General features: G+C 69.1%; 14 protein-coding genes. 12 read left to right on the top strand and 2 right to left on the bottom strand.

The window, feature by feature from the left end:
• The 9 genes from dnaJ (at position 1) to BCY76_RS00850 (ending at position 9,746) form a co-directional block, all read left to right on the top strand.
• Entirely contained in the window at positions 1-1,125 is a 1,125-nt protein-coding gene (gene dnaJ / locus BCY76_RS00890) for a molecular chaperone DnaJ (RefSeq protein WP_070158585.1), read from the top strand.
• Complete coding sequence (locus tag BCY76_RS00885) at positions 1,122-1,934, top strand: 16S rRNA (uracil(1498)-N(3))-methyltransferase (RefSeq protein WP_070158584.1); 813 nt, start codon at positions 1,122-1,124, stop codon at positions 1,932-1,934. Before dnaJ ends, BCY76_RS00885 begins: the two co-directional genes overlap by 4 nt.
• Positions 1,927-3,069 (top strand): PhoH family protein, encoded by a 1,143-nt coding sequence (locus BCY76_RS00880; RefSeq protein ID WP_083277234.1) that lies wholly within the window; start codon positions 1,927-1,929, stop codon positions 3,067-3,069. Before BCY76_RS00885 ends, BCY76_RS00880 begins: the two co-directional genes overlap by 8 nt.
• Positions 3,069-3,593, top strand: coding sequence for an rRNA maturation RNase YbeY (gene ybeY / locus BCY76_RS00875; protein WP_085437052.1), 525 nt, complete (start codon positions 3,069-3,071; stop codon positions 3,591-3,593). Before BCY76_RS00880 ends, ybeY begins: the two co-directional genes overlap by 1 nt.
• A 283-nt stretch (positions 3,594-3,876) precedes the next feature.
• Positions 3,877-5,139, top strand: coding sequence for a hemolysin family protein (locus tag BCY76_RS00870; protein WP_237089885.1), 1,263 nt, complete (start codon positions 3,877-3,879; stop codon positions 5,137-5,139).
• On the top strand, positions 5,136-6,110 hold the full coding sequence (gene era / locus BCY76_RS00865) for a GTPase Era (protein WP_070158582.1): 975 nt from the start codon (positions 5,136-5,138) through the stop codon (positions 6,108-6,110). Before BCY76_RS00870 ends, era begins: the two co-directional genes overlap by 4 nt.
• 289 nt (positions 6,111-6,399) lie before the next feature.
• A complete protein-coding gene (gene leuA, locus BCY76_RS00860) occupies positions 6,400-8,142 on the top strand; it encodes a 2-isopropylmalate synthase (protein ID WP_070158581.1) in 1,743 nt (580 codons plus the stop codon).
• 9 nt (positions 8,143-8,151) lie between these two features.
• On the top strand, positions 8,152-8,889 hold the full coding sequence (gene recO / locus BCY76_RS00855; protein ID WP_070158580.1) for a DNA repair protein RecO: 738 nt from the start codon (positions 8,152-8,154) through the stop codon (positions 8,887-8,889).
• A gap of 2 nt (positions 8,890-8,891) precedes the next feature.
• Positions 8,892-9,746 carry an isoprenyl transferase gene (locus BCY76_RS00850; RefSeq protein WP_070158579.1) on the top strand — a complete coding sequence of 285 codons (855 nt, stop codon included), beginning with the start codon at positions 8,892-8,894 and terminating at the stop codon, positions 9,744-9,746.
• Here BCY76_RS00850 and BCY76_RS00845 read toward each other — a convergent pair.
• Positions 9,671-10,732: an alpha/beta hydrolase gene (locus tag BCY76_RS00845; RefSeq protein WP_070158578.1), complete on the bottom strand. Its 1,062-nt coding sequence runs from the start codon at positions 10,730-10,732 to the stop codon at positions 9,671-9,673. The genes BCY76_RS00850 and BCY76_RS00845 overlap by 76 nt on opposite strands.
• A gap of 200 nt (positions 10,733-10,932) precedes the next feature.
• Here BCY76_RS00845 and BCY76_RS00840 point away from each other — a divergent pair, with 200 nt between their 5' ends.
• Positions 10,933-12,150 (top strand): quinone-dependent dihydroorotate dehydrogenase, encoded by a 1,218-nt coding sequence (locus BCY76_RS00840; RefSeq protein WP_083277233.1) that lies wholly within the window; start codon positions 10,933-10,935, stop codon positions 12,148-12,150.
• Here BCY76_RS00840 and BCY76_RS00835 read toward each other — a convergent pair.
• On the bottom strand, positions 12,125-12,727 hold the full coding sequence (locus tag BCY76_RS00835; protein ID WP_070158577.1) for a DUF3043 domain-containing protein: 603 nt from the start codon (positions 12,725-12,727) through the stop codon (positions 12,125-12,127). The genes BCY76_RS00840 and BCY76_RS00835 overlap by 26 nt on opposite strands.
• A 105-nt stretch (positions 12,728-12,832) precedes the next feature.
• Here BCY76_RS00835 and BCY76_RS00830 point away from each other — a divergent pair, with 105 nt between their 5' ends.
• Together BCY76_RS00830 and ctaC are read left to right on the top strand one after the other, a co-directional pair.
• Complete coding sequence (locus tag BCY76_RS00830; RefSeq protein WP_070158576.1) at positions 12,833-13,240, top strand: HesB/IscA family protein; 408 nt, start codon at positions 12,833-12,835, stop codon at positions 13,238-13,240.
• 532 nt (positions 13,241-13,772) lie between these two features.
• Entirely contained in the window at positions 13,773-14,642 is an 870-nt protein-coding gene (gene ctaC / locus BCY76_RS00825; RefSeq protein WP_070158575.1) for an aa3-type cytochrome oxidase subunit II, read from the top strand.
• The last annotated feature ends 2 nt before the right edge of the window (positions 14,643-14,644 follow it).

The raw sequence follows: 14,644 nt of genomic DNA, 5'->3' as shown, positions 1-14,644 counted from the left end.
GTGACTGACTACTACGAGGCGCTCGGCGTGAGCCGAGAGGCGTCGACCGACGAGATCAAGAAGGCGTACCGGAAGAAGGCGCGCAGGCTGCATCCGGATGTGAACCCCTCGGAGGACGCCGCCGATCAGTTCAAGCTCATCGGACGCGCCTATGAGGTGCTCTCCGACCCGGAGAAGCGCCGCAACTATGACGCCACCGGTGACGAGAACGGCCGGTCGCCCTTCGGCGGCGGATTCGGGGGAGGGAGCCAGGGCTTCGGCGGCTTCAGCGACATCTTCGAGACGTTCTTCGGCGCCGGAGCCTCGGGTCCGGCCTCCCGCACCCGGCGCGGCCAAGACTCCCTCATCCGCGTGCGCGTCGATCTCAAGGACGCCGTGTTCGGCACCACCAAGGAGGTGGAGATCGAGACGGCGGTCACGTGCTCTGTCTGCCATGGCTCGTGCACGCGGGAGGGGACCAGCCCGACGACCTGCCCCGACTGCCACGGTCAGGGCCAGGTCCAGCGGCCCATGCGCTCCATCCTGGGCACCGTCCTGCAGACCGAAGCCTGCGCCCGGTGCTCCGGCTTCGGCAGCATCATCGAGGACCCGTGTCAGGAGTGCGACGGACAGGGCAGGGTGCGCGAACGCCGCACGCTGAAGGTCAAGATCCCCGCTGGCGTGGACAAGGGCAACCGCATCCACCTCGCCGGGGAAGGGGAGGCCGGACTGGCCGGCGGGCCGCACGGCGACCTGTTCATCGAGGTGGACGTCCGGCCCCACGACGTCTTCACCCGACGCGGGAACGACCTGCACGCCACCGTGTCCATCCCCATGACGGCCGCCGCCCTCGGCACCACGGTCAGTCTGGAGACCTTCGACGGGACCGAGGAGATCGAGGTCAAGCCGGGCACGCAGTCGGGCGAGGTGCTGACGCTGCGGGACCGCGGTGTCGCGCACCTGCGCGGCGGCGGCCGCGGTGCGCTGAAGGTGCATCTGAAGGTCGAGACCCCCACCAAGCTGACCGATCGCCAGCGCGAGCTGCTCCGTGAGCTGGCCGCCGAGCGTGACGAGGAGCTGGGGGAGTCCACCACGGAGCACCGGGGGATGTTCGCCAAACTCCGCGAGGCCTGGGACAGCCTGTGACAGCTCCGCTGTTCCACCTGGCGCCGGGACGGCTCGACGGCGTCTCCTGCGGCGACCACGTCCGGCTCGACGGCGCGGAGGGCCACCACGCGGCCACGGTGATGCGCCTCGAGGTCGGGGAGGAGGTCCACCTCTCCGACACGCGCCGGCTGCGGGTCACCGGATCGGTGGTCGAGACGGGGGCCGGTGTGCTGACGGTGGAGGTCTCCGCCGTCGAGGAGGAGCCCGACGAGCGTCCCCGTCTTGTGCTGGTCCAGGCGCTGGCGAAGGACCGTCGGGATCTGCAGGCGATCGAGTCCGCCACGGAGCTCGGCGTGGACCGGATCGTGCCGTGGCAGGCCGAGCGCTCCGTGGCCCGCTGGAAGGCGGGTCGGGAGGCGAAGAAGCACGCGGAGTGGGTCTCGACGGTCCGGGCCGCGGCCAAGCAGACGCGCCGCACCGCCGTCCCCGAGGTGGAGCAGCTGCACACCACCGCGCAGTATGCGGCGGCAGCTGCCGCGGATCCGCGGCGGGCCGTCGTGGTGCTCCATGAGTCAGACGAGCACACTCTGGCCGGCGCGCTGCAGGACGTCGATGCGTCCAGCGTCGAGGAGCTGCATCTGCTGGTGGGCCCGGAGGGAGGGATCTCGCGGGGCGAGATCGAGCGGCTGGTCGCCGCAGGTGCTCGGGTGGCGCGCCTGGGGCGCACTGTGCTGCGTTCGTCGACCGCAGGGCCGGCCGCCCTGGCCGGCGTCCAGGTGCTGCTGGGCAGGTGGGAGCGCGAGGAAGCTCCCGACGACATCACCAGTAGACTGAGCACCGATGACTGATACTCCCTTCACCCCCGCCGACTCCACCTCCGGTGTGGCCGCCGGCGCCGCGGCCTCTCCGGTGGGCAGCATCGAACGCACGGTGCACTTCGCCGACTCCGACACGATGTTCCGTGCCCTCGGCCCGCAGGATCTGGCGATCCGCATCCTCCAGGGCATCTGCCCGGCGGCGTCCATCGGCCTGCGGGACCAGCTGATCACGGTCGCGGGCCCCGAGCAGGACGTCCGGCAGATCGTGGAGATCCTCTCGCAGCTCAAGAGCCTGGCGGCCTCCGGCACCACGGTGGGCGAGGAGATCGTCGAGCAGGTCGCGACCATGGTGCGGGCGAACCAGGCCGGAGCCTCCGCCCGGATGATCACCACCAATATCCTGTCCCACCGGGGCAAGACCATCCGGCCCAAGACGGCGAACCAGCAGACCTATGTGGATCAGATCGACGAGGCCACCGTGGTCTTCGGGATCGGACCCGCCGGCACCGGCAAGACCTACTTGGCCATGGCCAAGGCCGTACAGGCCCTGCAGGCCAAGGAGATCAACCGCATCATCCTCACGCGGCCCGCCGTCGAGGCGGGGGAGAGGCTCGGGTTCCTGCCGGGCAGCCTCAACGAGAAGATCGACCCCTATCTGCGCCCTCTCTACGACGCGCTGCACGACATGATCGACCCGGAGTCGATCCCGCGGCTCATGGAGTCCGGGATCATCGAGGTGGCTCCGCTGGCCTACATGCGTGGCCGGACGCTCAACGACTCCTTCATCATCCTCGACGAGGCCCAGAACACCACCGCCGAACAGATGAAGATGTTCCTGACCCGGTTGGGCTTCAACTCCAAGATCGTGGTCACCGGAGACATCACCCAGGTGGACCTGCCGCATGGCACCGACTCGGGCCTGCGGACCGTGCTGGACATCCTCGACGGCGTCGAGGGCATCACGATCTCCCGCCTGGGCTCCCAGGACGTCGTCCGGCATCAGCTCGTGGGCCGGATCGTCGACGCCTATGAGTCCTTCCAGCAGCGGCAGGACAGCCGACGTTCCACGGGGACAGGCGGTGGGCCCCAGGGCGCTCGTCGGAGCCCGCAGGACCGACGGCGGCCCCGCAGCGAGAGGGCCGCCATGGCCGAGGACGAGCGCTGATGCCGTCCTCGGAATCTGCCTGCACGCGGCCGGCGGGTGTGGCGATCAGCGATGAGTCCGGCTCCTCCGCGCTGGCGGAGGACGTGCAGGAGATGCTCGGGCGCCTCACCGGGATGCTCTATGCCCGGCTGCATCTCTCTCGGGAGGTCGAGCTGACCGTGACCCTCGTCGACGAGGCCCGGATGGCGCAGCTGCACCTCGACTGGATGGACCTGCCCGGTCCCACCGACGTGATGAGCCTGCCCATGGACGAGCTGCGCCCGGGCACCGCCGAGGAGCCCGTGGCCGAGGGCATGCTCGGTGACATCGTGATCTGCCCTGAGGTGGCGCGGCGGCAGGCGGAGGCGGCCGGACACGGGACCGGTGACGAGCTCGCCCTGCTCACGGTCCACGGGGTCCTGCACCTGCTCGGACACGACCATGTCGAGCAGGACGAACGTCAGGTGATGTTCGCGCTCCAGGCACGGCTCCTGGAAGAGTTCCTCGGGCGACGGGCCCCGACCCCGACCGTCGACGGACCATGAGCAGCGTTCTGCTCGCCCTGGCGGGTCTGCTGTGCGCCGCCGTCGCCGCGGTGCTCTCCACCGCCGAGGCCGCCTTCATGCGTCTCTCCCGGCGCGAGGCGGAGGACATCGCAGAGAGGCAGGGCTCGCGAGCCGTCCAGAAGATCCTGCTGGAGCCGGTGCCGCACACCGTGGCGCTGCAGCTGTGGCGGTGGATCTTCGCCAGCGCGGCGGTCGTGCTGGTCACGGTGGCGGTGCTGTTCCTCCTCGATGACGTCGCCTGGCAGCCCTCGTCGCCGCGCTGGTGCTGCTGGCCGGCGGCGTCGTGCTGGCCACGCTCTCTCCACGCCGACTCGGGCGGGCACATCACCTGGTGGTCTCTGCCGCCACCGCCCGACTGGTACGGGGGCTGCGGCTGGCGCTCGGCCCCGTCCCGGTCGTGCTGGCCCGCGTCGGCGCCCGCATCGCACCCGGCACGGATGACGCATACCAGGGGTTCTTCGATGACGAGGAGTTCCGAGAGTTCGTGGCCCGTGCCTCCGAGACGGACATCCTCGAGGACGCCGAGGCAGAGCTCATCCAGTCCGTCTTCGACCTCTCCGCGACTCGGGTCCGGGCGGTCATGGTGCCGCGCACGGACATGGTCACCGTGGACACCGGAGCCACGCTGCCGGAGGTGATGACGTTGTTCCTGAGGTCCGGATACTCGCGTGTGCCGGTGGTGCGCGGATCCGCCGACGACATCACGGGGATGGTGTACCTCAAGGACGTGGCATTCCTGGAGCACCAGCTGCGCGCCGGCGAGGTCTCCGATGAGTTCCGCGGCCGGACCGCGGACACGATCACGGTGGACGAGGTCCAGCGTGACGTGCGGTACGTGCCCGAGTCCAAGATGGTCTCCGAGTTCCTCTCCGAGCTGCAGCGGGAGTCCACGCATGTGGCCGTCGTGGTCGATGAGTACGGCGGCACCGCCGGTCTCGTGACCTTGGAGGACCTGATCGAGGAGATCGTGGGGGAGATCGTCGACGAATACGACGTCGAGTCCGCCGAGGTGGAGGAGCTCGAGGACGGACGCCGTCGCCTCGCGGCCCGCATGGCGGTGGACGACTTCGCCGACCTCTTCGACCTCGACCTCGACGACGAGGACGAGGTCGACACGCTCGGCGGGCTGCTCGCCAAGACTCTCGGACGAGTGCCGATCGCGGGCTCCGAGGTCGAGATCGACGGGGTCGTGCTGCGGGCCGACCGTCTCGAGGGTCGACGCAACCGGGTGAGCCATGTGCTCGCCTGGGAGGTCGAAGGTCGCCGCGGGGCCCGGGCCGGGCTCGGCACCGAGGACGCCCCCGAGGTCTTCGCCCATGAGGCCCAGGATCGTCGGGAGGCCGGCGCGGAGGCACCCACCCCCGGACCGACCACCGCCACAGGATCGGCCGCTCAGCACGACGCCGCTCAGCACGACGCCGCTCAGCACGACGCCGACCAGCACGACGCCGGAGAGCAGGACGCGCAGGACCGGCACGACCCACACGACCAGGACCACAGGACCGACCGGCAGGAGCAGCGGTGAGCACCGACGCAGAGATCACCTTCGCAGAGCATGATGAGAACCACCGCGCGGGATTCGCCAGCTTCGTGGGGCGCCCCAACGCCGGGAAGTCGACGCTGACCAACGCGTTGGTCGGCTCGAAGGTGGCGATCACCTCCTCGAAGCCCCAGACCACGCGCCACACCATCCGCGGGATCGTCCATCGGGAGGATGCCCAGCTGGTCCTGGTGGACACCCCGGGTCTGCACCGGCCCCGGACGCTGCTGGGCCAGCGGCTCAACGATCTGGTCATCGACACGCTCTCCGAGGTCGACGTGGTCGGCTTCTGCCTGCCGGCGGACCAGAAGATCGGCCCGGGGGACCGGTTCATCGCCGGGCAGCTGACCAAGGTCCCGCATAAGCCGGTGGTCGCCCTGGTGACCAAGACCGACACCGTGCCGCGGGATGCCCTGGCCGAGCAGCTGATGGCCGTGGACCAGCTGGGCCGTGAGCACCTCGCCGGCGAGGGCCGCCAGGCCGACGGCTTCTCCGCCATCATCCCCGTCTCGGCGGTCGCGGGGGACCAGGTCGACGTCGTCGCCGATGAGCTGGCGGCCATGATGCCGCTCTCCCCGCCCCTGTACCCGCAGGGGGACCTCACGGATGAGCCCGAGGCGGTCATGGTCGCGGAGCTCGTCCGGGAGGCCGCTCTCGAGGACGTCCGCGACGAGCTGCCGCATTCGATCGCCGTCGTCGTGGAGGAGATGGTCCCCCGCGAGGGCCGCCCGGAGGACCGCCCGCTGCTCGACGTCCGGGTCAGCATCCACGTGGAGCGTGACTCGCAGAAGGCGATCATCATCGGCCGCCGGGGCGCGCGGCTGAAACAGATCGGCACACAGGCCCGCGAGGGCATCAAGAAGCTGCTCGGGACGCCCGTCTATCTGGATCTCCACGTCAAGGTCAGCAAGGACTGGCAGCGGGACGCCAAGAAGCTGGGCCGTCTGGGATTCTGAAGGCCCGGGGCACCAGGCGTCCGGCCGGTCCATACTCTGGAACGTCCGGCGTCAGGTCATGGGCAGCGCGCAGATGACGTGCTAGCGTGAGAGACGTGCTGACCTTCACGACCGCACCGCGACTACTACAGCTTCTCCGCCGCAGCGGGGACCAGCTGTCGCGCGTGCAGCACATCATCCACGGCGCAGCATCCTGACGAGCCGAACCCCGTTGCGGAGTCTCATACCCCGGTCCTGCTGACCGGCGCCTCGGCTTCTCGACCGCACTCTCTCGACCCAAGGATGAACCATGCGCACTCTGCAGCAGACCTCGCCGATGCCGTATCACCGGTACGTGCCCTTCCAGGACCAGATCACCGTCTCCCTGCCGGATCGGACCTGGCCGGACAAGGTCATCACCTCCGCTCCGCGGTGGTGCGCCGTCGATCTCCGTGACGGCAACCAGGCGCTGATCGATCCCATGTCTCCGGAGCGGAAGCACCGGATGTTCGACCTGCTGGTCGCGATGGGTTACAAGGAGATCGAGGTCGGATTCCCGGCGGCCTCGCAGACGGACTTCGACTTCGTGCGGCAGCTCGTCGAGCAGGACCGCATCCCCGATGACGTCTACATCCAGGTCCTCACCCAGGCCCGGGAGCACCTCATCGAGCGGACCTTCGAGGCGATCGACGGCGCCCCACGAGCCATCGTCCACCTCTACAACTCCACCTCGGTGCTGCAGCGCGAGGTCGTCTTCCGCCAGGACAAGGACGGCATCGTGGACATCGCCACCCAGGGTGCCCGCCTCTGCCTCAAGTACGAAGAGCAGATGCGTTCGGGCACTGAGGTCGTCTACCAGTACTCGCCGGAGTCCTTCACGGGCACCGAGCTGGAGTTCGCCGCGCACATCTCGGACGAGGTCGTCGACGTCTTCGGCGCCTCCCCGGAGAAGAAGGTCATCGTGAACCTGCCGGCCACGGTGGAGATGGCCACGCCCAACGTGTACGCGGACTCCATCGAGTGGATGCACCGCAATCTGCGCAACCGCGACTCGATCATCCTCTCCCTGCACCCGCACAACGACCGGGGCACCGGCGTGGCCGCCGCCGAGCTGGGCTACATGGCCGGGGCGGACCGCATCGAGGGATGCCTGTTCGGCAACGGTGAGCGCACCGGCAACGTGGACCTGATCACGCTGGGCATGAATCTCTTCAGCCAGGGTGTGGACCCTCAGATCGACTTCCGGGACATGGACCACATCCGCCGCACCGTCGAGCACTGCAACCAGATGCCGGTGCCGGAACGCTCCCCGTACGGCGGCGATCTGGTGTTCACCGCCTTCTCCGGCTCTCACCAGGACGCCATCAAGAAGGGCTTCGAACACATCGAGCGGAGGGCCGAGGAGCAGGGACAGGACGTCGCCGACGTCACCTGGGCTGTGCCGTACCTGCCCATCGACCCGAAGGACATCGGCCGCAGCTATGAGGCGGTCATCCGGGTGAACTCGCAGTCCGGCAAGGGTGGGGTGGCCTACCTGCTGAAGTCGGAGCACGGGATCGATCTGCCGCGCCGTGCCCAGGTTGAGTTCTCCCAGGTCATCCAGCACCGTGCAGATGCCGACGGCGGCGAGGTCTCCGGGGAGGAGATCTGGCAGGTCTTCCGGGACGAGTATCTGCCGGTGGACAGCGCGGCCCGCCGTTGGGGCCACTACCGCATCGGGGAGGTCCGCACCTCCTCGACGGCGGAGGGCGCCTTCTCCATGGACCTGCAGCTGCAGACCAACGGGTCGGTGGTCGAGCATCACGCCGAAGCCAACGGCCCTGTCGCGGCGCTGGTGGAGATCCTGGGCCGCGACGGCGTCGACGTCCGGGTGCTCGACTACACCGAGCACGCGATGAGTCAGGGAGGCGACGCCCAGGCGGCGGCCTTCGTGGAATGCGCCATCGGGGAACGCGTCCTGTGGGGCGTGGGCATCGACCACAACACCACGGCGGCCTCCCTGCAGGCGGTGGTCTCGGCGGTGAACCGAGCGATCCGCGACACGGAGTCGTAGACTCGATCCGTGGCCGGATCGACCTTCGCCTCGCGCAGCTATCGCGACAACGCCCTGATCCTGCGCACCCGCAACCTGGGGGAGGCGGACCGCATCATCACGATGCTCACCGCCGAGCACGGTCTGGTGCGCGGCGTGGCCAAGGGTGTGCGCCGGACGTCGTCGAAGTTCGGCGCCACCCTGGAGCCGTTCATGGTGGCCGACGTGCAGCTCGTCCATGGGCGCAGCCTGGACATCGTCACGCAGGCCGTGTCGAAGGGCGCGTATGGGGCGATGATCGTCGCCGACTATGAGAAGTACACCAGCGCGCACGTCATGGCGGAGGCGGCCGAACGGCTGACCGAGTCTGATCCCGAGGACAGTCGGCCGCAGTTCCGGCTGCTGCACGGGGCGCTCTCTGCCCTGGCCCGTGGGGTGCACGCTCCGGACCTGGTGCTGAACTCCTATCTTCTGAGGGCTCTGAGCACCGCCGGATGGGCTGTGACCTGGACCGCCTGTGTGGCCTGCGGCCGGCCCGGCCCCCAGCCGGGGTTCCATGCGGGCCTCGGGGGGCCGGTCTGCCCGGACTGTCGTCCGCCCGGGACGCGGACTCTGGCTCCGGCGACCACGGATCTGCTCCACGCGCTGCAGCACGGATCGTGGCAGAGCGCATCGGCGGCCGCTCCGGAGGCACGTCATGAGGCCTCCTCCGTGGTGACCAGCTACGTCCAGCATCATCTGGAGCGGAGACTCAGCTCGCTCGGGTGATAATGGAGTCCATGGCTTCACAGCGCAGCGCCGCCCGGCGCCCGTACTCGGACCCCTGGCCCCATCGCGACGGCGCACGACCTCCGACGCTGCCGACAGAACTGATCCCCCGTCACGTGGCCGTCGTCATGGACGGCAACGGACGGTGGGCGAACCAGCGCGGACTGCCGCGCACTGACGGCCACCGGGCCGGCGAGGCCTCGCTGATGGAGGTCATGGCGGGAGCGGTGGAGATCGGCGTCGAGCATGTCTCCGTCTATGGCTTCTCCACGGAGAACTGGCGCCGCTCGCCAGAGGAGGTGCGCTTCCTCATGAACTACTCGCGGGACGCGCTGCGTCGCCAGCGGGACGTCCTGCACGATTGGGGCGTGCGCATCCGGTGGAACGGGAGGCGCCCGCGGCTGTGGCGCTCGGTGATCAAGGAGCTGGAGGCCGCCGAGGAGCAGACCCGGGGCAACGACCGGTGCACTCTGACGATGTGCGTGAACTACGGAGGCCGGGCCGAGATCACCGACGGTGTACGGCGCATCGCCGAGAAGGTCGCCGCAGGGGAGCTGAATCCGGCCCGCATCCGCGAATCCACCATCGCGGCGCACCTGGACGAGCCCGATCTGCCGGACGTGGACCTCTTCCTGCGGAGCTCGGGGGAGCAGCGCATCTCGAACTTCCTGCTGTGGCAGTCCGCCTATGCCGAGATGGTCTTTCTCGATGTGCTGTGGCCCGATGTGGACCGCACCACGCTGTGGCATGCCATCGAGCTCTATGCTCAACGGGATCGCCGCTACGGTGCGGCCGTGGACCGGGTGGCCCCCTCGGCAGGATCGGCGGGGTCGGCCGACTCGGCTTCCGGGGCGTAGGCCCGCAGCCACCGGCGCACCTCGTCGAAGGCCTGCAGCCGGACCGGTTCGGGAGAGGCGAAGACGTCGTGCATCGCCCGGGCGAGTCGCACCACGGTGACGCGGCCGCCCAGCCGGACGGAACGGCGCGCCAGCAGCTCCACATCCAGGACGATATCGGACTCGCGCAGCTGATCCTTCCATTGGCGGCTGTACACCGTCTGAGTCGACAGCAGCACCAGCACCGGCTCCTGGACGTCGAGCCCGTCGTGGACCTGACGGTGCCCCGCCAGGACTGCACGCAGCCATCCGGCCGGCATGGGAAAGGACTGACGGGGCCGCCAGAGCGGGTGCAGGCTCCACTCTCCGTGGGCCTGGTCCGAGAGGGACTGCCAGTAGTTGTCCACCCGCGGCAGCCGCAGCGGGCGCCGGGGATTCAGATGGCTCAGCGGCGCGAGCAGACCTTCGACGGCGGCCCGTGCGGCCGCATCGCCGGGCAGCTCCAGCCACGGACTGTTGAGGATCAGGCCCGAGGCGCGGCCGGGGTGCCGGTGCGCCCACAGTGCGGCGACGAGTCCGCCGGTCGAGTGGCCGTGGATCAGGGGTGCCGGGGCCTGAGGATGCTCGGACCGGATGACCTCCAGGGCGGATTCGAGGTCGGCGTCGTATTCGACGAGGTCATCGATGTACCCCGGAGTCTGCCAGCGGCGCAGGCTGCGTCCGTAGCGGCGGAGGTCCAGCGCGTAGAAGGGCCGACCCGCGGCGGCGAAGCAGCGGGCCAGCGGAGTGTTGTAGAAGTAGTCGGACCAGCCGTGCAGGTGCAGCACCGGCGCGAGCGGACCGCCGTCGTGGGCGGTGTCATGGGCGGTGTCGTGTTTGGGGGCTCCGTCGTAACGGACCAGCGTGGCGCTGAGCGGTCCCTCCTCGTCCTCGCCCAGCGGCAGGGTGCGCCTGACACATCCCGGCAGGATGTCGGGAACCCAGTCTCCGTCCGGAGCGTCCTCCATCAGGCCCTCGGACCCGAGGGAGGGGTCGGGCGAAGAGTCGTGCGGTGCTGAGTCGTGTGGTGCTGTGTCGTGTGGTGCTGTGTCGTGTGGTGCTGTGTCGTGCGTGTGCGCCATTCCACCATCTTAGGGAGCCGCCGCTGACATGCGCCGCCGAGCTTGAGGGGGTCCGTCCTGCGCGGTGGCCGACATAGGATAGGAACATGCCTGGAGAGAACATCGCCGCTGAGAATCCCGCAGCATCCGCCCCCTCCGCCGCCACGCCCTCGGAACCCACTCGGGCCGCGCGACGCGCGGCCACCGCGGCCGAGGCCCCGGATCCGCTGTACTCGTTCCTGTTCCGCCGGGTGTTCTCCCGCATGGACCCCGAAGATGCGCATCACCTGGTGGTCCGTGGGCTGCGCCTCGCGGAGTCGCTGGGGGCCACCCGCCTGCTGGAGAAGGCCACTCGGCCAGCGCCCGAGCTGGAGCGCCACGTCCTGGGACGCCGCTGGCCGTCGCCCTTCGGCCTGGCCGCAGGCTTCGACAAGGGAGCCGTGGCGGTGCTGCCGCTGGCGGCCCTGGGCTTCGGACATGTGGAGATCGGCACCGTGACGGCCCAGGCGCAGTCAGGGAACGCTCGGCCCCGGCTGTTCCGGCTCCTGCAGGACCGTGCCCTGATCAATCGCATGGGCTTCAACAACGACGGCGCCGAGGTGGTCCGGGGGAGACTCGACGATGTGCGTCATCGGATCGAGAACCTGAAGTCCGCTGGGAGGCACGCTCCCGTGGTGGGGGTGAACATCGGCAAGACGAAAGTCGTCCCACTCGAGGATGCAGTGGAGGACTACCTGCTGTCTGCTCGCCGGCTGGCGCCGGTGGCCGACTATCTGGTGGTCAATGTGTCCTCGCCGAACACCCCGGGTCTGCGCCAGCTGCAGGACATCGAAGCGCTGCGCCCGCTCCTTGAGGCCGTCGGACGGGAAGCTGACTCCGTAGCCCGGCGTCACGTGCCGCTGCTGGTGAAGATCGCGCCGGACCTGGCTGACGAGGACGTCGACGCCGTCGCCGACCTCGTGGCGGATCTGGGGCTCGACGGCGTCATCGCCACCAACACGACGATCTCCCGGGAAGGGCTCCGCTCGTCGCGCCAGGCGGTCGAGAAGGCCGGGGCGGGCGGACTGAGCGGGCCGGTGCTCGCCGCACGCTCCGTCGAGGTGCTGCGTCGGCTGCGTGAGCGTCTGCCGGAGGAGACCACGGTGATCTCCGTCGGGGGAGTGGTCAGCGCCGAGGACGTCGCCCAGCGGCTCCGGCACGGCGCGGACCTGGTGCAGGGCTACAGCGCCTTCATCTATCAGGGACCGCTGTGGGTCCGGCGCATCAACCGTGGACTGGCCGCGATGGCGCCGGAACGCCTCAGGCGGGAAACTCGCCGCGGCTGACCAGCGGCTTGGGGAGGCGCAGACGGCGGATCTGCAGTGCGCGCATGATGGCGTAGAAGCGGATCCCCTTCTCCTTCTCCCCGAAGCGCTCTTCGATCTTCCGGCGCACGCTGCGGGCCACCCACCAGCATTCGATGAGCACCACGAGCACCAGCAGCCACAGGAACTGGCTCATGATGATGCGCATCTGCTCAGGCACGGCGAGGGAGACGAAGAGGAACAGCAGCACCACGATCAGCATCCACTCGCCGACCCCGGTGCGGGCGTCGATCCAGTCCCGCACGAATCGGCGCTGGGGGCCCCGGTCCCGCACAGGCAAGTAGCGCTCGTCGCCAGTCTCCATGGCCACGCGCTGCTTCTCCCGCAGCTGGCGCATGTGCTCGCGCTGGGCCTGCTTGGCGGCGCGTCGGTCGTCCGGCACCAGTGGGCGCTTCCTTGCGGCCACCTGGTCCTTCCGCCGGGGCGTGGGCTGCCCCTTGGGCTGGGGGAGGCGCTTGTGCGCCTCCTGCTCGGCCTGTTCGGCGTCGCGGTGGGCGGCCTCGGCCTCTTCCTGCTGCTTCTTCTTTCGTCCTAGCACCGTGCCAGTCTACCGGGAATGATCGCGGACTCCTCCGGCGTTGATACGGTGAGACCCAGAGACCGACCCAGACCGACACCCGTCGAGATCGGAAGAGGTGCACGGATGACCACTCCCACCCAGGACACCACCGCGGAGGCCGCTCCGGAGGCCCAGGAGATCGCAGGAACCGTGGAGGGGCACAAGCCTCACCAGGTCGAGCTGACCGAGACGGCCGCCCAGAAGGTCGCTTCGCTGCTCGAGCAGGAGGGCCGTCAGGACCTGCGCCTGCGTGTGGCCGTGCAGCCCGGCGGCTGCTCGGGCCTGATCTACCAGCTGTACTTCGACGAGCGCCTCCTCGACGGTGACGCGCTGCGTGAGTTCGGCGGCGTACAGGTCGTGGTCGACAAGATGAGCGTGCCGTACCTGGAGGGCGCCACGATCGACTTCGAGGACTCCATCTCCAAGCAGGGCTTCACGATCGACAACCCGAACGCCGGAGGCTCCTGCGCCTGCGGCGACTCCTTCCACTGAGACTGCGCAGGAGACTCCGTGTAAGAGAGGCCGCAGGGACCCGGGCCGCGCGCCAGCGCGGTGCGGACGTCGGCCGAACGGGCTCCTGCGCCTGCGGCGACTCCTTCCACTGCGCGACGCGCCTGAGCCACGTCGGATCGACTGACCGATCAGCAGGCGGGCGGGCGATGCCGACATCGGCGTCATATTCACGACACGGCGGGACGTCACAGATGGCTGTGCCGATCGTCGTCTCCGAGCTCACGAGAACTCCGCCTCTCCCGCGTTTCTACGCGGCGTAGAAGCGGAGTTCTCGTGCATCTGCCCTGGTCACCACGGAGGCCTCCGGAGGATGCTGACGGCGGTCACAGCGGTTCCCGCCGTGTCATAGCCGCGGCGGGCGGGGGGCGAACTACTACAGTTGGTAGTAATCTTGTCGTCGAAGCGTCCAAGGCCGTCCAGCGCAGCTCGTCCCCGTGCGACCAGCAGTCCCCAGGGCGGCCCCATAACGTGCCGATCGCATTCGCACACCGAGGAAGAGGAAGGGCCGTCTGTGAGTTCGCAGAAACGAACCGGCAGCCGAGGCCAGCGCGCCGTCAAAGGGATGGTGCTGGCCACCGCGGCGGCACTGGTGCTGACCGGCTGTTCGGAGCAGGTCCAGCGTGGCTGGCTCCCCGGCAGCCGTGAGACCACCAGCAACACTGCTGAATTGACCGACCTGTGGGTCAACTCCTGGATCGCAGCTCTGGCTGTCGGTCTGCTGACGTGGGGCCTCATGCTGTGGTGCATGGTGGCCTACCGGCGTCGCAAGGGTGAGACGGGCTACCCGCGCCAGCTGGCGTACAACATCCCGCTCGAGATCATGTACACCATCGTGCCGCTGGTCATGGTGGGCGTCCTGTTCTTCTACACCGACCAGGTGCAGCGCTCCGTGGACGAGCCGAACGAGGACCCGGACCTCGTCGTCGACGTCCGGGGCAAGCAGTGGGCCTGGGACTTCAACTACAGCTATGACGGCGACGAGCGCTACTTCGCCGGCACCCAGGCCCACCTCACCGGTGAGGACGGCGTGCGTGACACGCTGCCGACCCTGTACCTCCCGGTCGACCAGTCCGTGACGTTCGAGCTGAACTCCCGCGATGTCATTCACTCGTTCTGGATCCCCGCCTTCCTGCAGAAGCGCGACATGATCCCCGGACGCACCACCGAGATCCACCTGACTCCTCAGGAGGAGGGCAGCTTCGACGGCAAGTGCGCCGAGCTCTGCGGCGAGTACCACTCCGAGATGCTGTTCAACGTGGAGGTCGTCTCCGAGCAGGAGTTCCGCGACTACCTGCAGACTCTGCCCGAGGGCCACCTGGGCGACGAGTACGACCGCAACATCAACCTTCACGACGACGTGACCGCGACCGAAGGGGACTGATC

The organism is Nesterenkonia sp. PF2B19, assembly GCF_001758425.2.
Classification (GTDB): Bacteria; Actinomycetota; Actinomycetes; order Actinomycetales; family Micrococcaceae; genus Nesterenkonia; species Nesterenkonia aethiopica.
This window is presented reverse-complemented; position numbering and strand designations above follow the sequence as displayed.